The 21,620-nt window shown below is 70.9% G+C and carries 18 protein-coding genes, 1 tRNA gene and 1 rRNA gene; 8 read left to right on the top strand and 12 right to left on the bottom strand.

Features of this window, described 5'->3' with window-relative positions; translation table 11 throughout:
* The 5 genes from rrf to VED21_RS08460 form a co-directional block, all read left to right on the top strand.
* Positions 1–102: ribosomal RNA gene (rrf, locus tag VED21_RS08480) — 5S ribosomal RNA — on the top strand; the annotation flags it as partial.
* A 75-nt stretch (positions 103–177) separates the two neighbouring features.
* A tRNA-Met gene (locus VED21_RS08475) sits at positions 178–254 on the top strand.
* Positions 255–440: 186 nt separating this feature from the next.
* Complete coding sequence (locus VED21_RS08470) at positions 441–860, top strand: hemerythrin domain-containing protein (protein WP_324881897.1); 420 nt, start codon at positions 441–443, stop codon at positions 858–860.
* The gene (locus tag VED21_RS08465; RefSeq protein ID WP_324881896.1) at positions 857–2,590 is read left to right on the top strand and encodes a hypothetical protein; all 1,734 of its coding nucleotides are present in this window, start codon (positions 857–859) and stop codon (positions 2,588–2,590) included. The genes VED21_RS08470 and VED21_RS08465 overlap by 4 nt, the downstream gene beginning before the upstream one ends.
* On the top strand, positions 2,587–3,906 hold the full coding sequence (locus tag VED21_RS08460; protein WP_324881895.1) for a bifunctional diguanylate cyclase/phosphodiesterase: 1,320 nt from the start codon (positions 2,587–2,589) through the stop codon (positions 3,904–3,906). Before VED21_RS08465 ends, VED21_RS08460 begins: the two co-directional genes overlap by 4 nt.
* A gap of 3 nt (positions 3,907–3,909) precedes the next feature.
* Here the strand turns inward: VED21_RS08460 and VED21_RS08455 are convergent, their stop codons facing one another.
* The 3 genes from VED21_RS08455 to VED21_RS08445 are packed head-to-tail and all read right to left on the bottom strand — an operon-like array spanning position 3,910 to position 8,442.
* Positions 3,910–4,287 (bottom strand): response regulator, encoded by a 378-nt coding sequence (locus tag VED21_RS08455; RefSeq protein ID WP_324881894.1) that lies wholly within the window; start codon positions 4,285–4,287, stop codon positions 3,910–3,912.
* 38 nt (positions 4,288–4,325) lie between these two features.
* Complete coding sequence (locus VED21_RS08450; protein ID WP_324881893.1) at positions 4,326–5,822, bottom strand: two-component system sensor histidine kinase NtrB; 1,497 nt, start codon at positions 5,820–5,822, stop codon at positions 4,326–4,328.
* 13 nt (positions 5,823–5,835) lie between these two features.
* Positions 5,836–8,442 carry an ATP-binding protein gene (locus VED21_RS08445; protein WP_324881892.1) on the bottom strand — a complete coding sequence of 869 codons (2,607 nt, stop codon included), beginning with the start codon at positions 8,440–8,442 and terminating at the stop codon, positions 5,836–5,838.
* A 296-nt stretch (positions 8,443–8,738) separates the two neighbouring features.
* Here VED21_RS08445 and VED21_RS08440 point away from each other — a divergent pair, with 296 nt between their 5' ends.
* Both VED21_RS08440 and VED21_RS08435 read left to right on the top strand, forming a co-directional pair.
* Complete coding sequence (locus VED21_RS08440; RefSeq protein ID WP_324881891.1) at positions 8,739–9,062, top strand: hypothetical protein; 324 nt, start codon at positions 8,739–8,741, stop codon at positions 9,060–9,062.
* A 109-nt stretch (positions 9,063–9,171) separates the two neighbouring features.
* On the top strand, positions 9,172–9,606 hold the full coding sequence (locus VED21_RS08435; protein ID WP_324881890.1) for a hypothetical protein: 435 nt from the start codon (positions 9,172–9,174) through the stop codon (positions 9,604–9,606).
* 52 nt (positions 9,607–9,658) lie between these two features.
* Here VED21_RS08435 and VED21_RS08430 read toward each other — a convergent pair whose 3' ends face one another.
* From VED21_RS08430 to VED21_RS08410, 5 genes are all read right to left on the bottom strand, one after another.
* Positions 9,659–10,492: a cytochrome c oxidase assembly protein gene (locus VED21_RS08430; protein WP_324881889.1), complete on the bottom strand. Its 834-nt coding sequence runs from the start codon at positions 10,490–10,492 to the stop codon at positions 9,659–9,661.
* Positions 10,493–10,564: 72 nt separating this feature from the next.
* On the bottom strand, positions 10,565–12,337 hold the full coding sequence (locus VED21_RS08425) for a putative bifunctional diguanylate cyclase/phosphodiesterase (protein ID WP_324881888.1): 1,773 nt from the start codon (positions 12,335–12,337) through the stop codon (positions 10,565–10,567).
* Entirely contained in the window at positions 12,334–14,928 is a 2,595-nt protein-coding gene (locus VED21_RS08420; protein WP_324881887.1) for an ATP-binding protein, read from the bottom strand. Before VED21_RS08420 ends, VED21_RS08425 begins: the two co-directional genes overlap by 4 nt.
* A complete protein-coding gene (locus VED21_RS08415; RefSeq protein ID WP_324881886.1) occupies positions 14,928–15,737 on the bottom strand; it encodes a transporter substrate-binding domain-containing protein in 810 nt (269 codons plus the stop codon). Before VED21_RS08415 ends, VED21_RS08420 begins: the two co-directional genes overlap by 1 nt.
* 12 nt (positions 15,738–15,749) lie before the next feature.
* Entirely contained in the window at positions 15,750–16,514 is a 765-nt protein-coding gene (locus tag VED21_RS08410) for a transporter substrate-binding domain-containing protein (protein ID WP_324881885.1), read from the bottom strand.
* 342 nt (positions 16,515–16,856) lie between these two features.
* Here VED21_RS08410 and VED21_RS08405 point away from each other — a divergent pair, with 342 nt between their 5' ends.
* Positions 16,857–17,312 carry a DsrE family protein gene (locus VED21_RS08405; RefSeq protein ID WP_324881884.1) on the top strand — a complete coding sequence of 152 codons (456 nt, stop codon included), beginning with the start codon at positions 16,857–16,859 and terminating at the stop codon, positions 17,310–17,312.
* A gap of 22 nt (positions 17,313–17,334) precedes the next feature.
* Here VED21_RS08405 and VED21_RS08400 read toward each other — a convergent pair whose 3' ends face one another.
* The 4 genes from VED21_RS08400 to VED21_RS08385 all read right to left on the bottom strand — a co-directional run.
* Complete coding sequence (locus VED21_RS08400; protein ID WP_324881883.1) at positions 17,335–17,988, bottom strand: cytochrome c; 654 nt, start codon at positions 17,986–17,988, stop codon at positions 17,335–17,337.
* Complete coding sequence (gene soxC, locus VED21_RS08395; protein WP_324881882.1) at positions 17,972–19,156, bottom strand: sulfite dehydrogenase; 1,185 nt, start codon at positions 19,154–19,156, stop codon at positions 17,972–17,974. Before soxC ends, VED21_RS08400 begins: the two co-directional genes overlap by 17 nt.
* 347 nt (positions 19,157–19,503) lie before the next feature.
* Positions 19,504–20,508, bottom strand: coding sequence for an acyltransferase (locus VED21_RS08390; protein WP_324881881.1), 1,005 nt, complete (start codon positions 20,506–20,508; stop codon positions 19,504–19,506).
* Between the two features lie 98 nt (positions 20,509–20,606).
* On the bottom strand, positions 20,607–21,620 hold a 1,014-nt coding region (locus VED21_RS08385; RefSeq protein ID WP_324881880.1), incomplete at its 5' end, for an FAD-binding oxidoreductase.

Below are 21,620 nucleotides of genomic sequence, written 5' to 3'. Positions count from 1 at the left end.
CGAAGGCCCCAACACCCGATCCCATCCCGAACTCGGCCGTGAAATCCTTCAGCGCCCATGGTACTGCGTCTCAAGGCGTGGGAGAGTAGGTCGCCGCCAGGTCTTCCAGCCGCGCATGCCCCCGATCGACAAACAAACCCTTCTCACAGACCTCCCCCCAACACGCAACCGCCTTGCCGCGGGGTGGAGCAGCCCGGTAGCTCGTCAGGCTCATAACCTGAAGGTCGCAGGTTCAAATCCTGCCCCCGCAACCAAACATCAAAAAGCCCGCCTCCTACGGAGGCGGGCTTTTTGCCGTGCGCATGATCCCGGTTACGTTGCGCGTCGCCGGACGTTGCGCGCGGCATGGTTGTGAACGAGTCTTAACCACTCGCTCATCTTAGCCTGCTATCCTGTATGAACCACATGAATACTCGTGTAGGTACCAGGAGGGCGCCGCCATGGGCTCGGCACGATTTGCATGGAAGCCAGAGTATGAAGTCGGCGACCACACCATCGACGGTCAGCACCGGCAACTCCTCGTGCTGGCGAATCTCCTGTACGATGCCGTCAAGATGGGAAAGGGCGAGGCGGTGATCGGGCAGGCGTTCGACGCGCTTGGCCTTTACACGACGAAGCATTTTGACGATGAGGACCGATACTTCGCCGCCATCGGCTCTCTTCTCCTGGTGGAGCACCGGCACCAGCACGAAAAACTCGCGCAGGAGTTGGCGGCGCTGCGGGAGGAGATGCTGGGCTTCCTCGACGGCATTCCCGACACGCTGGAACATTGGGTCGAGACGCGGCTCATCCCGCACATGGTGATCGACGACCAGAAGGCGTTCCACGCCCCCCCCCTGGCGGCGGAGCATCCGGCATGACGCTGTTCGACCGCTTCCTCACCCTCCTGTCGGGCGAGCCCGAGCGCGCCGCCGCGCCATCGGCGAAACCGTCCGGGCCGGCCGGCCCCGCCGAACCGGTCCCGGCGCCGCAGGCCAAGGCCGACTTCCAGCAGAAGCTGCGCGAGGTGCTGGCCCGCAGCGGCACCGCCGTCGGCGGCCGCGTCCACCTGCTGAACCTCGGCAAGCTGGCGGAACGCTTCGGCCCGCGCTGGCCGGCGCTGGCCGACAAGGTCGACCAGCTGATCCGCCTCAGCCTGTCGCGCCGTCTGTCGCCGCGCGACTTCTTCTCGCGCTGCGAGGACGGCGTCTACGTCATTGTCTTCGACGGGCTGTCGGAAGCCGAGGCACGGCTGAAGTGTGCGCTGATCGCCGATGAGATCGCCGGCAAGCTGTTCGGCCAGAACGCCGCGATGAGCGCCATCGACGTGTGCAGCGCCACCACGCGCGTCGACGGCACCATGGACATCACCCGCTTCGACACGGCCGACGCGCTCAACGCCCTCCTCGACAACGCGGACCAGTACAGCGCCCGCGACGCCGCCCGCCCGGACAACCCGAAGGGTGGCCTGCCCCCCGTCATCGAAGACATGGTGCGGCAGGTCGAACTGGAATTGACCGCCCGGCAGCCCAAGGGCGCCGGCAGCGCCGCCGCGCCCACGCCCGACCGTCTGGCCACGCTGCTCGACCTGTTGCGCGACGCCGAGCGCGCGCTGGCCGCCACGATGCCGCGGGCGCCCGCCGGCGAGGTGCGCGCGGATCCGGCCTGGACGGTGCTGCCGCACACCCCCGCGTCCCCGGCCGCACCCGGCAACGGCGCCGCTCTGCTGGCGGTGCTGCGCGGCCTGATCGAGCGGACGGAGGCGGCCCTGACCGCCACCGGCGCCGGACTGGTGGCCGTGCCGCGGACCGAGGAGGATCTGGAGAACGCCGAGCTGGCGTTCCTCCACAGCCCGCTGTGGCACGTGCCGCGGCAGGTCATCAACGCCCGTCTCTGCCAGGTGGCGATGCGCGCCGGGGCGCGGCTGGTCGCCGGCACCGCTCTGCTGCCCGACACCGCCGACAGCCGGCTGGTGGCATTGATCGACCGCGTCGTGGCGCTGAAGGCGGTGGCCGAGTTGGACGCGCTGGGGCAGCGCGCGGGCCGGGGCACGGGCCGGGGCGTCCTTGTCGTTCCCGTGCACCATTCCACCCTGGCCGGCGGCCCGATCAGCCGCGAGTTCCTGGGCCTGTGCCGGAGCATCGCGCCGCCGCTGCGCTCCCTTCTGGTGTGGGAACTGGTCGAGCCGGCGGGCAGCATGACGGCGCTGCACCTGCCGGCTGCGGTGAACGCGCTGAAGGGTTCCGGCCGCGCCGTGCTGGTGCGGGTGGACATCGACTACCCCCGGTTCGAAGACTTCCTCGGCATCGGCGTCCACGCCGTCGGCACCGATATCGTCGATCTCGACCTGCCGGAAGCCGACATCATCCGCAAGCTGCAGATCTTCCGCGCGCGCGCCGACCGTTTCGGGCTGCGCTGCTACGTGCATGGCGTGCGTACGCTCAGCCTGCTGGCGGCGGCGGTTTGCGACGGCTTCGAATACGTGGGCGGCGAGATCATCGGGCCGGACGCCGAACGGCTGGGCGAGATCGAGCCATTCGAGTTGGGCGACGCCTACGCGCATGTCTACACCGACCCGTCCGATGTCCGGACCAAGGACACGCGGCCATGACCGATGGGGTTTCGACCGAGGAGCGGCTGCTCCAGGTCTCCTACTTCGACGAGCTGACCGGCGTCTATAATCGCCCGCTGTTCGAGCACGTGCTGCGCGAGGCGGTCGTCCGCCATCAGGCGTCGGGCACGCGTTTCGCGCTGCTCGACCTCGACATCGACCGCTTCCGCCTGATCAACGAGGCGCTCGGCCACTCCTTCGGCGATAGCGTCCTCACCGAAGTCACGCGCCGCCTGTCCGCTCTGCTGGGTCCCGACGACGTGCTGGCGCGCATCGGCAGCGACGAGTTCGGCATCGTGCTGGCCGGCGTCGGCGAGGAGGAGGATCTTGCCGCCCGCACCCACCGGATCCTCGACGCCGTCGCCAAGCCCGTCGGGGACGGCGGCGTCGCCGTTTCGCCCAGCGCCAGCATCGGCTTTGCCGTGTTTCCGCATGACGGCGCGTCGCCGGAAGCGCTGCTCCGCCACGCCGGGGCGGCGATGGCCGGGGTGCGCCTGCGCGCTTCCGGCAAGGTCGCCCGCTACAGCGGTGGCGAGGACGAGGTGCGCGCCGCCCTCCTCATGGAAAGCGGCCTGCGCACCGCCATCGAGACCCGCGGCCTTGCCGTGCATTTCCAGCCGCAGGTCTGCCTGCGCAGCGGCAGGATGACCGGGGCCGAGGCGCTGGTCCGCTGGGACGGGCCGGACGGCGCGCCGGTGCCGCCCGACCGCTTCATTCCGCTGGCCGAAACCACCGGCCTCATCCTGCCGCTGGGCGAACAGGTGCTGTCGGCCGCGGTGAGGCGCTTCGCCGGGTGGGTGCGGCGCCACGGCCTCGCCGTGCCGGTCGCGGTCAACGTCTCGGCCGTGCAGTTCGAGCGCGCCGACCTGGAATCCGTGGTCGCCGGGCTGCTGCGGGACAGCGGCCTGCCACCCGAACTGCTGAAACTGGAACTGACTGAAACCGCGCTGCTCGGCGACGGGGCGCGGACCCGCCGCGCCATGGAGGCGCTGGTGGCGATGGGCGTGCAGTTCTCGCTGGACGATTTCGGGACCGGCTGCTCCTCGCTCAGCCACCTGCACCAGTTCCCCATCGCGCAGGTCAAGATCGACAAGTCGTTCGTCGCCCGCATGACCACCAGCCGCCCGCACGAGAAGATCGTGCGCGCCGTCGTCATGCTGGCCCACGAACTCGACCTCGCCGTGGTGGCGGAAGGGGTGGAGACCGCCGAACAGCGCGACCGCCTGCGCGATTTCGGCTGCGACTGCGGCCAGGGCTTCCTGTTCGACCGCCCGCAGCCGCCCGAAGCCTTCGCCGAGCGCTGGGTGGTGGGGTAAACCCTATTGCCCCGCGTCGGCCAGGCAGCGGTCGACGAGGTCCAGCAGGCTCTTGTGCGGGAAGGGCTTCTGCAGGGTGTGGTCGGCCCCTAGGCGCTTGGCCATCTCCAGGTAGTCGAAGCGCCCCGTGCGCCCGCCGCCGGACATCATGATGGTCTTCATGCGCGGGTGCTTCTGGCGCGCCTCGATCAGCGTGCCGATGCCCTCCTTTTCCGGCATGATGACGTCCAGCACCACCACGTCGAAGGCCTGCTTCTCCATCAGCCGCAGGGCCTCCGTGCCGCTGCCGGCCACCGCCACGTGGTGCCCGGCGCGCTCGAGGCTGGTCCGCAGCACCTGCCGGACCATGTGGTCGTCGTCGACCACCAGGATATTCGCCATGGGCACCTCCCTTGCGCGTCCATTGCCCGCCGCCCGTGTCAGGCCGACGGGACCGGTTCCGGTTGTAGAACGGTCGGCAGCAGGACGTCCATGGTCGTCCCCCTGCCGGGTTCGCTGTCCACCAGGATCGTCCCGCCCTGCCCGCGGACGATGCTGTAGGCCGTCGACAGGCTCAGCCCCTGTCCCAGGCCGACCTCCTTGGTGGTGAAGAAGGGTTCGAACACACGCTGGCGCGTCTCCGTGTCCATGCCGTACCCGGCATCGCGCACCCGCAGGCGCGTGTAGGCGCCGGGCGGCAGGCCGGGGGCAGGGGGCAGCAGCAGGATCTCGTCCGTCACCGCCACCTCGATCCGCCCGCCGCCCGGCCCCAGCGCCTCCACGGCGTTGTTGAGCAGCGTGGACAGCACCTGCGTCATCTGTCCGGAGTCGCCGCGGGCGACCCCGGCGCCCGTGGTCGGGGGCAGGTCGATGACGACGCCGTCGGGAAGGCTGGCGCGCCGCGATTCCACGGCGTCGCGGATCAGTTCGGGCCACGCCACGCGGCCTTGCGCCGTGGTCTCGCCGCCCTCCAGCGCGGACAGCCGGTCGATCAGGGCGCGCACGCGCTGCGCCGCGACGAGGATGTCGGACAGGCAGGCGCGATCGGGGCTGTCGGGCGGCAGGCCGTCGAGCACCAGTTCGGCGTTGCCGAAGATCGGCAGCAGGGCGTTGTTGATCTCGTGCGCCATGCCGCCGGCCAGCGTGCCGACCGCGCGCAGGCGCCGCGCCTCGGCCAGTTGCCGCTCGATCTCGGCGTTGCGGCGCTCCAGTTCGCGGCGCTCGGTGACGTCCAGCATGAGGGCGTCCCACAGCAGGGTGCCGTCCGGCAGCCGGCGCGGCCGTGCCACGCCGTAGGCCCAGCGGCGTTCGCCCGCCGCGTTCAGGTATTCGTATTCCAGGGTCAGCGTCTGCATCGTCCGGGCCGAGCGGGCGAAGGCCTTGGCGATCGCTTCCCGCCAGTCTGCGGGGATGATGCGGCTGACGAGGCCGGGGTCGGCCTGCACGGCGGCCGGATCGTGGCCGGTGATCTCGCGCAGGCGCTCGCTGAAGTAAGGATAGGTGATCGTGCCGTCGGGGTGCAGCATGCGCTGGTAGACGAGGCCGGGCAGGTTGGCGGCCAAGCTGCTCAACCGCTCCTCCGCGCGCCGGCGCGCGGCGATGGCGTCGCGGAAGGCGGCGGCGGCGCGCGCCGTCCGGCCGAACTCGTCCGGCCGCCCGGTGCCGGGAAGCTCGCCCGCCGTGTCGCCCGCCGCCAGCCGTTCGACCGCGCGCGCCAGTTCCGCCGCCGGACGCAGCAGCCGCACGAGCGCCAGCGCCCCGCCCGCCGCCAGCGCCGCGCCGAACGCCACCGGAACCGCCGGCGGAAACCCCGCCGGGAGCAGCAGCAGGGCAAGGCCCAGCCCCGCCATCACCAGCACGGGCACGGCGGCGGCCTTGATGAGGATGGAATGAGCCGGAACCGAATGGCCGAGAATGGATTGACCGGTGGCGATCATCGCGGCCTCCCGCTCAAACGCCGCAGCCGGCCGGCGCCCGGACCGGCTGGTCCAGGCAGGCGCGCACCGCTTTGGCGAGTTCGGCGAGGCGGTGCGGCTTGCCCAGCATCACCGTCCCCGGTGGCAGGCTGCCGTTGCGCACGGCCGCGGCCAGGGCATAGCCCGACGTGGCGATGGCCGGCAGGTCCGGCCGGACCTCGCGGAAGCGCCGGATGACGTCGGCGCCGGACATGCCGCCGGGCATCACCATGTCGGTGATCAGCGCGTCGATCGCCATCCCCTGTTCCAGGAGCGCCACGGCCTCCGGGCCGCTGCGCGCGTGCAGCACGCCATAGCCCAGGTGGCGCAGCCGCTCGCAGGTGACGACGGCCACCAGATCGTCGTCCTCCACCACCAGAACCGTCTCGGTGCCGCGCGGTGGCGCCTCGGCCCCTTCGGCCGGGCTGTCGGAACGTTCCGCCGCCGTCTGTCGCGGGAAGTACAGGCGCACCGTGGTGCCGATGCCGACGTCGCTGTAGACCCTGACGTGCCCGCCCGAACGCCGGACGAAGCCGTAGACCATCGGCAGCCCCAGCCCGGTGCCCTTGCCGACCTCCTTGGTGGTGAAGAACGGCTCGAACACGCGGGCCATCACCTCGGGCGCCATGCCGCAGCCGGTGTCGCTGACCGACACCGCCACATAGTCGCCGGCCGCCACCCCGGCGCGCACGGCGTAGTCCTCGTCCAGCACCACGTTGGCCGTCTCGATCACCAGCCGTCCGCCGGCGGGCATGGCGTCGCGCGCGTTGACCGCCAGGTTGAGGATCGCCGCCTCCAGCTGCGCGCCGTCCGCCCACACCGGCCAGGGGGTGTCGGCCAGCACGGTTTCGATGGCGATGTCCTCGCCCAGCGTGCGCTCCAGCATCCGGTTCATGTCGCGGACCAGCGCGTTCACGTCCACGCTCGCCGCCTCGATGTCCTGCTGGCGCGAGAAGGACAGCAGGCGGCGCGTCAGGTTGGCGCCCCGCTCGGCCGCCTGACAGACGGTCGCCGCCATGGCGCGCTGGTCCTGCGGGGACAGCGGGATCTCCTCGTCGGCCATCATCTCCGCGCTGGCCAGCACGACCTGGAGCAGGTTGTTGAAGTCGTGCGCGATGCCGCCGGTCAGCCGCCCGATGGCCTCCATCTTCTGCGCCTGGCGGAGCTGGTCGTAGGTCTCCTTCAGCTCGGTGATGTCGTGGATCACGCCGACGAGGCGTGGCGGCTTGCCCTCCGCCACGGCGTCGCTCTGGGCGACGCAGCGGCAGTGGCGGACCCGGTCGCCGACCAGGATGCGGGCCTGGAAATGGTGCGTGCGCCCGGTGGCCAGCGCGTCCTGGAGCTGCGCCTCGACGTATCCGCGGTCGTCGGCGTGGATGTGGGCGAGGATGGCTTCCAGCGTCGGCACGAAGTCCTGCCGCGACACGCCGAAGATGGCGTACATCTCGTCCGACCACTCGGCCGTGCCGTCGTGCATCGGCCAGCGCCAGCTGCCCAGGCCGGCCAGCTTCTGCGCCGCCTCCAGCTGGCTGCGGTGGCGCTGCAGGGACGCCGCCATGTGGCCCAGCGCCCGGCCCAGCGAACGGATCTCGCGCGAGCCGTGGAGCACGCCGGTGCGGACCTTCAGGTCGCCCTGGCCGATGCGCCGGGCGATCTGCACCGCCTCGCGGATCGGCTGTTCCACGGACCGGGTGGCGACGCGCCACGCCAGCCACAGCGCCAGGGCCAGCGTGCCCAGCAGTGTGGCCGTCATCGTCGCCATCTGGGCGCGCGGTGCCGCGTACAGCGTCGCCTCCGGCACGCTGACGCCGACGAAGACCTTGGCGCTGCCGGCGCCGGACGCCGGGAACAGCGGTTCGATGGCGTAGAGGCGGGTGGCGCCGTCCAGGCCGGGGCCGGATTCCAGAACGTTCTCCGGCCCGCTGGCGGCCATGCGCACGAAGGTGGCGTCCGGCAGCGTCTTGCCGACGTAATCGTCGTCCGGATAGCGGCCGAGGATCGTGCCCGCCTCGTCGAACACCGTGACGTGCGATCCCTGGGGCAGGTGCTGGCCGGGGTTCAGGTCGGCCAGCCAGCGCAGGTTCAGCCCGACGAAGACGGCGCCGGTCGGCCGTCCGGCGTTGTCCGCCATGACGTACCCCATGGGCCGCGCCGGCCGGCCGGAGACGGGGCCCAGCCGGTATCCCTGCGTCGCCAGCCCCGGCGTGCGCAGCGCCTCGCGCACCCACGGGTCGGTGATGGTGCTGCCGATGCGGGGGGCGGCGCCGGTCCGGCAGATGATCGCGCCGTTGGTGTCCATCAGCCCGACGACGGTGTAGCTGTCGGTGCCCATCGCCTGATAGTCGAGGATCGCCTGGCATTCCGGCGACAGGGCGCGGAACTCCGCCGTCTCGGCCAGCGCCTTCATGAAGCGGTTGGCGGCGTCGATCTGCTGGCGCTCCACCTGCACCGCGAGGTCGGCGAGGTTCCGCACCTCCTGCGCCAGATGCTGCTGCGCGTTCCGGTAGTCCGACAGGATCTGGACCCCCCAGCTGAGCGTCACCGGCAAGGCGACGACCAGAAGCGGGATGAGAAGCCGCACGCGAAGGCTGTCGACGATCATGGGACCCTCCGACCTCCCGAATCCGCGGGATCGAACATCCGGCGGAAATAAAATTTCTTCTTTCTGTTTGTGTATTTCTGTGATGTTTACTGTCTGTGTCGATGTCGTGGAATGATCCTTGGGACCCGTGTATTGCTCTTGCTCTTGTCCTGACTTTACCGGGGAAAGGATAAAGAAAGCCTTTCCTGGTGGCCGGTCCGTGGGTTGGCCGATGGATGGGGCTGTGACGCTTGGCCGTTTGACAGGGGCGCGCCGGTGCCGCTACCAAGGACGCCCCTTTCGTCTGGAGGCTGAGGATGAGCGGTCCGTTCACGTTTCCCGGTGTCGTCGGCGTCGCGCGCGAAGGCCAGGATCGGCTGGTGATCACCGTCGGCTTCGGCCCGGACGACACCGTCGCGCTGCTGACGCTGGCCGAGGCCATCGCCCGCGCCGGCCTGCCCGAAGGCGTCGCCCGCGCCACCGTCCGCACCGAGGCGCGCGGCCCCCGCGCCCGCGAATGGGACGCCATGGCCTTGGTGGCGAAGCTGGCCCTGCACGAGAAGGCGCGCGCCGACGCGCTTCAGGCCCGCGTGCGCGACCTGGAAGCGGAACTCGAACGCCGGAGCCTCGCAGCGGAGTAATCCTTGAGCATCGCCGTTTCCCGCGCAATGGGTTCGGCTGCCGACTGTTCTCTTGCGGTAAGGCGCCCCGAAGGGGGGCTTCACTGTTCACTGCAAAGGGAACGACACCATGCATCGTTGGATGATCGGCGCCGTGTCGGCGCTGGCCCTGATCGCCGGTTCAGCCATGGCGCAGACCGGCGGCGGCGCGGGTGGCACCGGTGGCGCGGCCGACGGCGGCCAGTCGTCCGCCACGTCGGGCAAGAGCGGCAGCTCCTCCGCCGGCACCACCAGCAACGTCCCGCTCAACTGCGTGGCGAACAGCACCGACCCGCGCTGTGCGGGCACCAGCGGCTCGTCGGGCATGTCGTCCGGTTCGGGCTCCGGCATGACCGGCGGCACCGGCAACCTGAGCGGCTCCGGCTCGGGCAGCACGTCCGGCACGACCAGCCTGGGCGGCGGGCCGAGCGTCGGCGGCACCGGTGCTGCCGGCACTCCGGGCCACACCGGTGGTGCTGCCAGCGGCGGCGGCGCCGGCGGTGGCTCCGGCGGCTCCAGCCAGTAAGGGTTCTAATGCGGCCGGCGGGAACCCCCCGCCGGCCTTCGCCCTTTCCGCATCAGTCCGTCCGCGCCAGCACCGGCGCCAGCAGCGCCAGCGCCGCGCCGACGTACACCATCGCCCCCGGCACCCACATGATGAGCCCCGCCAGCTGCTGGTCGCCCAGCGCGTCGAAGCCGGCGGCGCCATAGGCGTAGACCCCATAGGCGTAGACCGGGACGCGCGCCAGCGTCAGCAGCGCGCCCAGCAGCACCCCGTGCAGCCCGGTGACGAACAGGCACAGCACGGCGACGCCGCGCGCCCCGGCGCCGCGCCCCACCAGCATCGCCCACCAGAACAGCAGCGCCGTGCCGAACAGGCAAAGGTGCTGGAGCGCGTGCACGCCCCGTCCCTCCAGCGCCGCGTCGAACAGCGCCGGCAGGTGCCACAGCCACAGCGCCGCCGCGTGCAGCGCCGTTGCCGTCACCGGCGCCGTCGCCCACGCCCACAGCCGGCCCCAGCGCCCGGCCTGCCGCGCGCCGGACGGCAGCGACGCCAGCAGCACGCCCAGGGGACGCGCCAGCACGAACAGCGGGGCCGCCACGGCGATCAGCAGCTCGTGCTCCACCATGTGGGCCGCGAAGGAATCCTCGGCGAGGCCGTAGAGCGGGGAGAGCAGGGCGACGGCCGCGCACCCCCAGCCCGCCCAGAACAAGACCGCCCGCCACGCCTGCCAGCGCCGCCACCCGGCCATGTAGAGGCCGGCGCCCAGCGCCAGCGGCCCGGCCGACCACGCGTCCGGCACCCATCCGGCCCCGCCCGGCGCGTGCGCCAGCGCCGGCCCGGCGGTGAGCGGCAGGGCAACCAGCATCAGGGTGGTCAGCAACAGGGCGCGCGCAATCCTTGCGGCCATCGACGCCTCCCGAGTCCACGGGGATTGGTCCCCGCGGGCGTTGGTCAACGATGGCGAAGGGGCGGCGTTCCGCTACCCCGCGCGGCCCAGCGGCGTGGCGGCGGCGGTGGGCTGCTGGCGCAGCCAGGTTTCGGCGCGGGCGGCGTCCATGGGCCGGGCGATGTGGTAGCCCTGCACCTGATGGCAGCCGCAGCGGCGCAGCGCGTCCATGGTCGCCTCGTCCTCCACGCCCTCGGCCACCGCCGCCACGCCCAGGCCGCGGGCCAGCGACACCATGGACTTCACCACCACCGCGTCGGGCCGGCTCGACGGCATCTTCACCACGAAGGAGCGGTCGATCTTGATGGCCGTCAGCGGCGGCATGCGGCGCACGAAGGCGAAGGAGGAATAGCCGGTGCCGAAATCGTCGATCGCCAGCCCCATGCCCAGTTCGGCGATGCGCTCCAGCGTGTGCAGCGCGCGGTCGGGGTCGACCATCATCGCCGTTTCGGTGATCTCGAACTCCAGCCGGTCGCGCGGCACGCCGTGCCGCTCGACGACGGCGCGCACGAAGTCCGGCAGGCTCTCGTCCACCAGGTTGCGGGCCGACAGGTTGACGGCGATCGGCGTGCGGATGCCCACCGCGTCCCAGGCGACGGCCTGCGCCGCCGCCGCGTCGATCACCCATTCCGTCAGCTTGCAGACGAGGTCGCTCATCTCCACCAGCGGCAGGAAGTCGCCGGGCATCAGCAGCCCGCGCTGCGGGTGGTTCCAGCGCACCAGCGCCTCCAGCCCGGCCACCGTGCCGTCCGCCAGCTGCTGCTTGGGCTGGTAGTGCAGGACGAGCTGGCCCAGGTCGACCGCCTCGTTGAACTCCGGCAGCAGTTCCAGCCGCGTCGGCTTGACCTGCCCGATCTCCGCCGAATAGGCGGAGTAGCCGCCGAGCCGCCGCTTGGCCGCGTACATGGCGATGTCGGCACACACCAGCAGTTCCGACGTGGTGGCGCCGTCCTGCGGGTGCATGGCGATGCCCACGCTGGCGCCGACGCGCACGCGCAGGCCGCCCAGGCTGAACGGCTGGTCCAGCGCCGTCAGCACGCGGCCGGCGTGCACCTCCGCCTCGCGCAACGTCGTGCGGTTCAGCACGATCGCGAACTCGTCGCCGCCCAGCCGCGCCACCAGCCCGGCCTCCTCCGGCACATCGGCGCGCAGCCGCTCGGCGATCTGGATCAGCAGCTCGTCACCCACCGGATGGCCGAGCGCGTCGTTGATCTCCTTGAAGCGGTCGAGGTCGAGCAGCAGCAGCGCGAACGGCATCTTCTCCGCCAGCCGCGCGTTCATGGCGGCCAGCAGCTTCTTGCGGTTCGGCAGGTCGGTCAGCGAATCGTGGTAGGCGAGGTATTCCAGCGCCGCCTCGCGCTCGGCCAGCTCGCGCGTGCGCTCGGCGACCTTGTCCTCCAGCGTGTCGCGGGCGGCGGCCAGTTCCACCTGCACCCGGCGCAGGCGCAGGTGGTTGCGCACGCGCGCCAGAACTTCCGCCTCCTGGAACGGCTTCTCGATGTAGTCGACGCCGCCGCCCTGGAAGGCCTTCAGCTTGTCGTTGATGTCCGAGGAGGCGCTGAGGAAGATCACCGGCACGTCGCCCAGGCCGGCCAGTTCCTTCAGCCGCCGGCAGGTCTCGAAGCCGTCCATCTCCGGCATGCGGATGTCCAGCAGCACCAGGTCGGGCGGGGCCAGGGCGGCCACCTCCAGCGCCTCGTGGCCGCTGGTCACCGCGCGGACGTCGTGCCCTTCCCGCCCCAGGATCTCGTTGAGCACCCAGAGGTTGTCGGGAATGTCGTCGACGATGAGGATCCGATCGCTCACTGGCCTGCGCCCCCCTGCTGCGCGGCATCCATGGCGAGATTGTCGCCCAGGAATGCGCCCAGTGTCTTCCAGTCGAAGCGGCTCAGCAAGCCGCGAATGGCGTTGGCCAGCGCCGGTTCGTGCAATGCCACGCGGTCGGCCAGCTTGCCGGTGGCGGAAACGGCGCGCTGGGTCACGCACCGGTGCAGTTCTTCCACGAGTTCCGGCGGCAGGCGGCGCAGCGCCTCGGCCGACAGCTCACCCTTTTCCGCCGCCGGATCCGGCATTGCGTCCGGTTCGGCATAGCGGAATTTCACCCCAAGGTGGCGTTCGAGAGCCGCGAAGATCTCCTCCTCGCGGTAGGGCTTGCGGACGAAATCGTCACAGCCGCCCTCGCGCAGCTCCTGCGCCTGCTCGGTGAAGGCGCTGGCGGTGATGGCGACGATGGCGGTCTCGCGCCCGCCGTCCATCTCGCGAATCGTGCGGGTCGCCTCCAGCCCGTCCATCACCGGCATGCGGCGGTCCATCCAGATGAAGTGCGGCCGCCACTCCGCGAAGACCCGCACGCCCTCCGCCCCGTCGGCGGCGTCGCGCACGGTGAAGCCCACGCCCTCCAGCTGGCGGCGCAGCAGCAGACGGTTCTCCGGGTTGTCCTCGACGATGAGGATCCGGTAGTCCGGCTGGCCCGGCACCAGCCCGATCACGCGGCGCGGCAGCATCCGCGCCGGGTTGGCGGTCGCCTCGTCCACCCGTTCCAGCGGCAGCGCGAAGCGGAAGACGGAACCCATGCCGTGCTCGCTCTGCACCGACAGCGTGCCGCCCATCAGTTCCAGGAACTCCCGCGTGATGGCCAGCCCCAGGCCGGTGCCCTTGTTCTGATCGAAGGAGGAGACCTGCTCGAACGGCTCGAAGATGCGCTTCAGGTCGGCGGCCGGGATACCGACGCCGGTGTCCTCCACCTCGCCCACCAGATGCACCTTGCCGTCCTTGATCTCGCTTCCCAGGCCCAGGCGCAGCGCCACGCCGCCCTCGTCGGTGTACTTGATGGCGTTGCCCAGCAGGTTGATCAGCACCTGGCGCAGCTTGCCGGCGTCGCCGCGCACGTGCGCCGGCACCTCCGGCCCCAGTTCGGAGATCAGGCGCAGCCCCTTCTCCTCGGCGCGCACGCGCAGCATGTTGGAGACGTCCAGCACCATGCGCTTCAGGTCGAAGTTCACCGGTTCCGGCTTCATGCGGCCGGCTTCGATCTTCGACATGTCCAGCACGTCGTTGATGAGCTGCAGCAGGTGCTCGCCGCTGCGGCTGATGATCGACAGGTGGTCGCGGTGCTCCGGGCGCAGGTTGGCGTCGTGCATCATCAGGCGCGAGAAGCCCAGCACGGCGTTCAGCGGCGTGCGCAGCTCGTGGCTCATGTTGGCGAGGAACACGCTCTTCGCCCGGTTGGCCGATTCGGCGCGCTCCTTGGCCTGCTCCAGCTCGTGCGTGCGCTGGGCGACCAGCACGCGCAGCTCCTTCTCGCGCGCGGCGGCCGCCTCCAGGCGCACCTGGACGACCTTGCGCCGCTCCTCGTCCAGCGCGTGGGTGTATTCGGTCAGCGACTTGGCCGCGGCGACGATGGAGGTCACCTCGGCGATCGGGCTCTTGGGCAGGTCCGGCGTCTCGCCGCCCTGGGCCGCGTTCTCCAGGATGCGCGTGGCGCCGGTCAGCGGGCGCAGCACGAAGCGGTGGCCGACCAGCACCAGCGCCGACACCAGCAGGGCGAAACCGGCCAAGCCGGCGACGGCCACGGTGTCGGCGCGGTTGGCCTGCTTGACGATCTCGGTGAAGCGGTTGCCGGTCTGCACGGCGGCGCGCACCGACAGCGCGTCGGTGATCTGCTTCAGGCGCTGCACCGCCGCGTCCCAGGTGGCCGAGTTGGAGCGGTCGATGGCGAACACCTCGCGCTTCAGCTCGACCACGCGCCGCAGCGTGCCGGCCGCCGGATCGGGCCGGGCGGCGGCCAGCGCCAGGAAGCGGTCGGCCAGCGGGCGCAATGCCGGCTCGTCCGAAGCGTGGGCGACTTCCAGCAGCAGGCGGTGCAGGTCGCGCCCCGCCGTGGCATCGCCGCTGGCGGCGGCCACGGCGATCAGCGCGTCCTCCGCCTCCAACTGCTGGCGCAGCACCTGGAGCGCCAGGGCGTCGCGCCGCTCGCGCTGTTCGGCCAGCGCCACGATGGTGTGGTAGGTCTCCTTGACGCGGGCCTCCACCTCCGGATCGAAGCGGAAGCTGGGATCATAGGCCAGCACCTGGGCCGACAGCCGCCCCTCGCGCCGCTTCACCGTGGTGCGCGCGTTCAGCACCATCTCGCCGAAGAACAGCAGCCGCTCGACGTTGCGCGAGGTGTCGTGCTGCGCCAGGATCTGCGGCAGCAGGTGGTCGCGGGTGTTCAGCGCCACCTCGGAGATGCGGGACTGCGTGATGATGATCACGGCGAACACGGCGGCCGACACCGCCGCCAGAACGGCGGCGCCGATCACCAGCAGCCGGCGCAGCGGCAGGCCCGGCCGGTTGGGCGGGCCGCCGGGAACACCGTGGGAGTCTGCGCCCGGAGGGGCTGCTGTCGCGTCGCTCATCAGTACACGCTGATCGGGAAGTATTTGACGTTGATCTGGCTGAACGTGCCATCGGTGAGGATGGCCGCCAACGCGGCGTTCAGCCGCTGGTGCAGCGCCTCGCGGCCCTTGGCCACGGGAATCGCCACGTCGCCGCCCAGGCCCTGGTCGAACACCGGGTCGCCGATGATTTCGAACCACGCGCCGTCCGGCGAGTTCAGGAAAACGAAGTTGCCGACGGTCGAGCCCAGCGCCAGGTCGATGTTGCCGGCCAGCAGGGCCGCGTTGCGTTCGGCGATGGTGTCGAAGGTCTTCACCGTCGCCTGGGCGCCCAGCGTCTCCTTCACCCAGCGTTCCTGCACGCCGCCCTTCTGCACGCCGATGGTCTTGCCGGCCAGCGAGGCGGGCTTCAGGTCGGGCACCGCGCCCGGCCGGCCCATGAAGCTGGAGGAGGAGCGCCAGAGCCGGCCGGTGAAGTCCACCACCCGCTCGCGCTCGGGCGTGCGCAGCAGGTTGGCGACGGCGAAGTCGAACCGCCCGTCCGCCACGCCGGGCACGAAATCCGGGAAGCGCGCCGGCACCAGCCGGCATTCCGCCGCCAGCGCGCGGCACAGTGCGCGGGCGATGTCGACGTTGAAGCCGGTCAGCTCGCCGCGCTCGTCGGTGTAGCCGAACGGCCGGTCGTTGTCGTTGACCGCCACGGTGAAGGCGTCCCCCGCCCGCGCGTCCGGCGACGCCAGCAGGGCCGCCAGCGCCAGCAGGGCGGCGACGGCGAGGGCGGCCGGGGCAAGGGCAGCGGCGCGCAGCAGACGGCGGGGCAAGCTGGTCATCCGGTTTTGCCCTCAGCGCACACGGAAGGGGAAGTAGCGCAGCACGACGCGGTCCAGGATGCCGTCGCGCTGCATCACGGCGATGGCGTCGTTCAGGCGCTTGCGCAGGTCGTCGCGGCCCTTGGCGAGGGGGATCGCCACCTCGCCGCCCAGGCCCTGGTCGTGGAACGGCTCGCCGATGATCTCGAAGGTGCCGCCTTCGGGGGAGATGAGGAACTCGAAGCTGGACATGGTCGGCGCCAGCATCAGATCGGCGGTGCCGTCCAGGAGCGCCGCCGTCGCTTCCGACACCGACGGCAGCACCATGACGACCGAACCGCTGTAGGCCGTGCGCAGCCAGCGTTCCTGCACGGAACCGGCGGTCACGCCGATGACCCGGCCGGCGAGATCCCCGGGCGCGGTGCCGGCCACCATGCCCGGCCGCCCGATGAAGCAGGAGGAGGAGCGGAAGTAATGGTCGGAGAAGTCGACCTGCGCCTCGCGCTCGGGCGTGCGCAGCACGTTTGCGACCGCGAAGTCGAACTTGCCGGACACCACGCCGGACAGCACGTCCTGGAAGCGCGTCGGCTCCAGCCGGCAGGCCGCCGCCATGACGGCGCAGATGGCGCGGGCGAACTCGACGCTGAAGCCGGTCGGCTCGCCCGTCGGGTCGATGTAGCCGAAGGGCGGGTCGTCGCGGTTGACAGCGACCACCAGCGCCTCGCCCGCCGATGCCGGCCCGGCGAGCATGGCCGCCGCCGCCGCCGCCTGCAGGCATCGCAGGAAAGGCCGGACCATGCCCGTTATCTTCGCGGTCATTGTCATGATGGCACCGCCCGCGGCATGGCCGCACCGCCGCCGCCGAAGCGCATAAACCCTAAGTGGTGTCCCTACCCAAACGATACGGGTTCGCATCCCCGATGTTAAGCAAATCCGGCACGCCGGGCCATGACAAAGCCGTGCCCATATAATCGTATGAGGACGCGACTCCTTGGTTTTGAAAGAGTCCGGCGGTCTTCCGCGTCAATATGCCCTGGCTCCCCCGCGCCCGGCCGGCCGGCGGGTTGCCGGCGGTCGCGGGAAAGCGCACCTTCATGGGAAAGCACGAAGGAACCAACGGAACCCACCCGGGAGGACCTCATGACCAGGCCATTGCGCGCGCTTCTTCTGTCGGCCCTGCTGGTGGCGGGGGGCGCTTCGGCGGCGTCCGCCATGCACGAGCACAAGGGCGTCCACCATCTGGCGATCCAGGTGAACGTCAACGATCCCCAGGCGATGAACCTGGCGCTCAACAACGCCGCCAATGCGACCGGCTACTACACGGGCAAGGGCGAGCAGGTGGAGATCGAGATCGTCGCCTACGGCCCCGGCCTGCACATGCTGCGCGACGACACCTCGCCGGTGAAGGACCGCCTGAAGTCGTTCCGCCAGGGCATGCCGAACGTCGCCTTCGTCGCCTGCGGCAACACCCGCGCCGGCATGCAGAAGGCCGAGGGCAAGGAGATCCCCCTCGTCGCCGAAGCCACCGAGGTCCCGGCCGGCGTCGTTCGCCTGATGGAACTCCAGGAAAAGGGCTGGCCCTACATCCGGCCGTGAGGGGGCGACGCGTTGGGGTTCCTCACTCCCCGCGCGCCGCCGCCTGCCGGTCGGGCGTCACGTCGATCTTGCGGGCGTGGCCGGTGATGGTGACCTTCTCCGCGCAGTTGGTCATGCACAGCTCCACCACCGCGGCCTTCGGCACGTCCGGGCGCGGGTCGTCGATGAAGCCGTCGCGGTTGGGCATGGCAATCGCCGGCAGGCTGCGCGCGTCGACCACGGCGTCGGCGGCGATGATGCCTTCCTCCGCCAGCAGGTAGGCGGTGATGGCGTAGACCTCGTCGTTGCTCAGCGATTGGCCGGCGCCGAAGGGCATGGCGCGGCGGATGTAGTCGAACAGCGTGGTGGCGTAGGGCCAGTAGCTGCCCGGCGTCTTGGCCGGGTTGTCGGAGGTCAGCGTGCCCTGGCCGCCGACCAGCTGCGGCCAGCGCCCAGCACCCTCGCCGAACTCGCCGTGGCAGGCGGCGCACTTCTCCTGGTAGATCGGATCGCCCTGCTTGGCGGTGCCGCTGCCCGGCGGCAGGCCGCGGCCGTCGGGGCGCACGGCGATGTCCCAGCGGGCGATCTCCTCCGGCGTCAGCGGCGTGCCGATGCCGATCTGAGTGGACTGGCCGGCCAGCGCGGGGCTGCACGCCGCCAACAGGGCGGCAAGCACGGCGTTACGCAACCTGGACATTTTCCACCTCGCCCGTCGTGTTGACCAGCCACGTGACGATCGAATTGTTGTGGTAGATCGCGTTGCGTCCGCGCACCTTGCGCAGTGCCTCGATGGTCGGCTGGACGTAGCCGGTCTCGTCGATTGCCCGGCATTGCAGCAGGGCCGAGCCGCCGTCCCAGCGCCACGGCAGGTAGAAGCGCGTCAGCGCCTTGGGCAGCACCGGTTCCTGCAAGGGGGCCTGCACCCAGTTCTTTCCGCCGTCGGTGGAGACGTCGACGCGCGCGATGCGCCCGTTGCCCGACCACGCCAGCCCGCGGATCACGTACGGCCCCGGCCCGTTCAGCGGCTTCTCCGGCGACGGCGCCGTGATGACCGAGTTGGCCTCCTGCACGAAGCTGAACCTGATCGCCTTCCCGGTCGGCAGCAGGTCCGTGTACTTCGACGTTTCCCAGCGCGTGTACCAGGGCTCGTCCCCCACCTCCAGCCGGCGCAGCCACTTCACCCACATGTTGCCCTCGTACCCCGGCAGCACGAGGCGGATCGGGTAGCCCTGGCCGGGCCGCAGCCGCTCGCCGTTCTGGGCGTAGGCGACGACGGCGTCGTCCAGCATCTTGTCGAGCGGGATGGAGCGGTCGAGCGCGGCGTTGTCCGCCCCTTCCGCCAGCACCCACTTCGCCCCCAGCCGCACGCCGGTGTGCTCCAGCAGGGTGCGGACGCTGACGCCCGTCCACTGCGCGCAGCCCAGCATGCCGCGCACGAACTGCACGCCGTTCAGCTGCGCGCCCCGCCACTCCATGCCGCCGTTGGCGGCGCATTCGGTGAAGGCGATGCGGTCGACCGGCGGAAGACGGTACAGGTCCTCCATGGTCAGGCTCACCGGCCGCTCCACCATGCCGTGGATGACCAGCCGGTGCTGCGCCGGGTCTACGTCGGCGCGGCCGGAGTGGTGGCGTTCGAAGAACAGCCCGTTCGGCGTCAGGATGCCGTTCAGGTCCTGGAGCGGCGTGAAGTTGACCGACGACTCGGTGCTGGCCGTCAGCCACTCCACGTTGCGGCGCACGACGTGCGCCTCGAACTTCGAAGGGGCGCCATACGGCTCGTCGGTCACGCCGGGGCCCATGCCGGCGGTCCAGTCTGGCAAGTCCTTGGGAATGCCGCCCGCGCGGGCGGCTGCGGCGCCGCTCACGGCCGCCGCCGCTCCGGTCAGCAGGGCACGCCGGCCGAGATGTATATCTGACTGCAATGCTTGGTTATGTGGACGTGGTCTGTCCGTCATCTCTCACCGTCTCCTCCTGGCGCCGCTCCGCGTGTCGTTGGCTCGACCGGGCACACGGGGGCTCGGTCGGCGGGCGGTGTGTCGCGCGCCGTCGCATGAAAGAAGTCAAACTGTCTGGCCGATCGGGGCGGCTGCTGCGCGGCCCCGCTCACAGAGAAGAACTTAGACCGGCGCGTACATTAATTCAAGCTAATATCTGTGTGCAACCTTCGACTTACTCCATACATTTCTTATGGGCATCCAAGTAAATGCACTTTTCATAGGGGTATTCGCAGGCCGTCCTGGTCCGTCTTCCAGCCGCCGCGCAGCGCCCGGCGCAACGCGGCGAAGGGCCGCTCCACCCACACATGCGTCGCGTGTCCGGCCAGCACCGACAGCGCGGCGATCCCCGCGACGTACGTGGGGAAGGGCAGGGCCGCCGTGATGCCCAGGTGTTCGGCGATGAAGATGAAGGCGAAGTGGACGAGGTAGCAGCCGTAGGACGCCGCCCCCAGCGCCTCGTCCAGCCGCCCCGACCGTCGGTGGCCGAGCAGCGCCACCGCCGCCGTGCCGAGGAACGCTGCGGCGTGCAGCTCCAAATTGTACGCTTCCGTCAACTCACCCTTCGCGGCCAGCACCACGGCGTTGACGGCCAGCGCGCCCAGCACCGCCGCCACCGGCCCGCCGCGCCGCCGCTGCAGGAAATGGCCGATCATGAAGAACAGCATCGGCCCCGGCGGGATGCGGTAGGTGAAGGAATCGCGGTCCAGCACCCCCTGCGTGGCGGCGACGAAGGCGGTCAGGCACGCCACCGTCCACCACACCTCCCGGTTCCGCCCGCGCAGCAGCCAGGGGAAGATGGCATAGAACAGCAGCTCCGTGCCCAGCGACCACGCCTGCGGGATGATCATGTAGGTGCTGAGCGAAGCGGAGTAGAGGAAGAAGCACAGCGGCACCACGGTCAGGTAGCCCACGACCACGGTGGCGTCGACGGTGCCGTACTGGAAATAGGAAACCGGCCCCAGCGTGACGATCACGGCCGTGTAGAAGGCGAGGTGCACGTAGTATTGCGGCAGGATGCGCAACAGCCGGTCGCGGTAGAAGGCGCCGATGCCGCCGCCCCCGTCCGCGAAGTGGCGGTCGAGCAGGCCGGTCATGGCGAAGCCCGACACCATGTAGAACACGGCCACCGCCGCCACCCCGGTCTGCGGCCACGGGTCCGGAACCCCCGCATGGAACAGCACCACCACCAGCGCCAGGACCAGCCTGAGCGTGCCGAGCATCCGGCGCCCTCCCTCTTCCCCACGCCATGGTCCGCCGCCAGCCGGCGGCGGGCAAAGGCGCGGGAGGGGAGGTGGAGTGGGGGAGGGCGATTACCCCGTCAAATCACGCAGTTCTCCACCAGCGGCCGGCCCTCGCGCAGGCGCTCATAGGCGAAGGGGGAGAGGTCGATGCTGCGCCACGCGCCGCAGGTGATCCACTCCGCCAATCCGCGCCCCACGCCGGCCGCGTGCTGCAGGCCGTGGCCGCTGAAGCCGTTGGCGAACAGCAGGTTGGGAATCTGCGGGTGCGGGCCGATCACGGCGTTCTGGTCGACGTCGTTGTACTCGTAATGCCCGGCCCAGGCGTTGGTGACCTTGATCGCCTCGAAGGCCGGCACGCGCTCCGCCAGCGCCGGCCACAGGATCTCGTCGAACAGATCGTGCTCGACGGTGAGGTCGAGGGTGTCGGGGTCGCGCTCCTCGGGCGGCGGGGCGCCGCAGATGAACTGCCGGCCCTCCGGCCGGAACCACACGCCCGACGGATCGATGACCAGCGGGCAGCCCGGCAGCTCCTCCCGGCAGTCGAAGACGAAGACGCAGCGCTTGCGGGCCGACACCGGCAACTCCACCCCGGCCATGGCGGCGACGCTCCGCGCCCGCGGGCCGGCGGCGTTGACTACGGTGCCGCAGTCCAGCCGCCGCCCGTCCGCCAGCGTCACCGCCGTCACCCGGCCACCCTCCAGCGTCATCGCGGCGGCCTCTCCGGCGATGAAGGTGGCGCCCAGATCCTTGGCCTTGCGCCGGAACGCCTGCATCAGACTGTAGCCGTCGAACCACCCCTCCCCCGACAGGCCGAGCGAACCCAGCGCGATCCCCTGCGTGCTCAGCCACGGGAAGCGCGCCGCCAACTCGTCCGGCGCCAGCAGCGCGACGTCCACATCGCAGGCGCGCTGCACCGCGTGGTTGGCCTCCAGCACGCCCACCCCCGCCGGCGTGGCGAGGTACAGGTAGCCCGGCTCGCGCAGGCCCAGGTCGACGGGGTCGCCGTCCACCGACAGGTGCCGGTTGGCGTCGCGGATGAACTCCAGCCCGAAGCGCGACAGCGCGATGTTGGCCGGCGTCGAGAACTGCTG

This window comes from Azospirillum sp. (assembly GCF_035627195.1).
Taxonomy (GTDB): Bacteria; Pseudomonadota; Alphaproteobacteria; order Azospirillales; family Azospirillaceae; genus Azospirillum.
The sequence above is the reverse complement of the archived record's forward strand: the minus strand, read 5'-3'. Positions and strand labels throughout refer to the sequence as shown.

Coding starts and splice junctions, on each gene's coding strand:
- VED21_RS08410 (WP_324881885.1), bottom strand. CDS start 16,514: ATGGTCCGGCCTTTCCTGCGATGCCTGCAGGCGGCGGCGGCGGCGGCC.
- VED21_RS08465 (WP_324881896.1), top strand. CDS start 857: ATGACGCTGTTCGACCGCTTCCTCACCCTCCTGTCGGGCGAGCCCGAG.
- VED21_RS08420 (WP_324881887.1), bottom strand. CDS start 14,928: ATGAGCGACGCGACAGCAGCCCCTCCGGGCGCAGACTCCCACGGTGTT.
- VED21_RS08405 (WP_324881884.1), top strand. CDS start 16,857: ATGACCAGGCCATTGCGCGCGCTTCTTCTGTCGGCCCTGCTGGTGGCG.
- VED21_RS08445 (WP_324881892.1), bottom strand. CDS start 8,442: ATGATCGTCGACAGCCTTCGCGTGCGGCTTCTCATCCCGCTTCTGGTC.
- VED21_RS08440 (WP_324881891.1), top strand. CDS start 8,739: ATGAGCGGTCCGTTCACGTTTCCCGGTGTCGTCGGCGTCGCGCGCGAA.
- VED21_RS08430 (WP_324881889.1), bottom strand. CDS start 10,492: ATGGCCGCAAGGATTGCGCGCGCCCTGTTGCTGACCACCCTGATGCTG.
- VED21_RS08470 (WP_324881897.1), top strand. CDS start 441: ATGGGCTCGGCACGATTTGCATGGAAGCCAGAGTATGAAGTCGGCGAC.
- VED21_RS08435 (WP_324881890.1), top strand. CDS start 9,172: ATGCATCGTTGGATGATCGGCGCCGTGTCGGCGCTGGCCCTGATCGCC.
- VED21_RS08455 (WP_324881894.1), bottom strand. CDS start 4,287: ATGGCGAATATCCTGGTGGTCGACGACGACCACATGGTCCGGCAGGTG.
- VED21_RS08450 (WP_324881893.1), bottom strand. CDS start 5,822: ATGATCGCCACCGGTCAATCCATTCTCGGCCATTCGGTTCCGGCTCAT.
- VED21_RS08400 (WP_324881883.1), bottom strand. CDS start 17,988: ATGTCCAGGTTGCGTAACGCCGTGCTTGCCGCCCTGTTGGCGGCGTGC.
- VED21_RS08390 (WP_324881881.1), bottom strand. CDS start 20,508: ATGCTCGGCACGCTCAGGCTGGTCCTGGCGCTGGTGGTGGTGCTGTTC.
- VED21_RS08460 (WP_324881895.1), top strand. CDS start 2,587: ATGACCGATGGGGTTTCGACCGAGGAGCGGCTGCTCCAGGTCTCCTAC.
- VED21_RS08415 (WP_324881886.1), bottom strand. CDS start 15,737: ATGACCAGCTTGCCCCGCCGTCTGCTGCGCGCCGCTGCCCTTGCCCCG.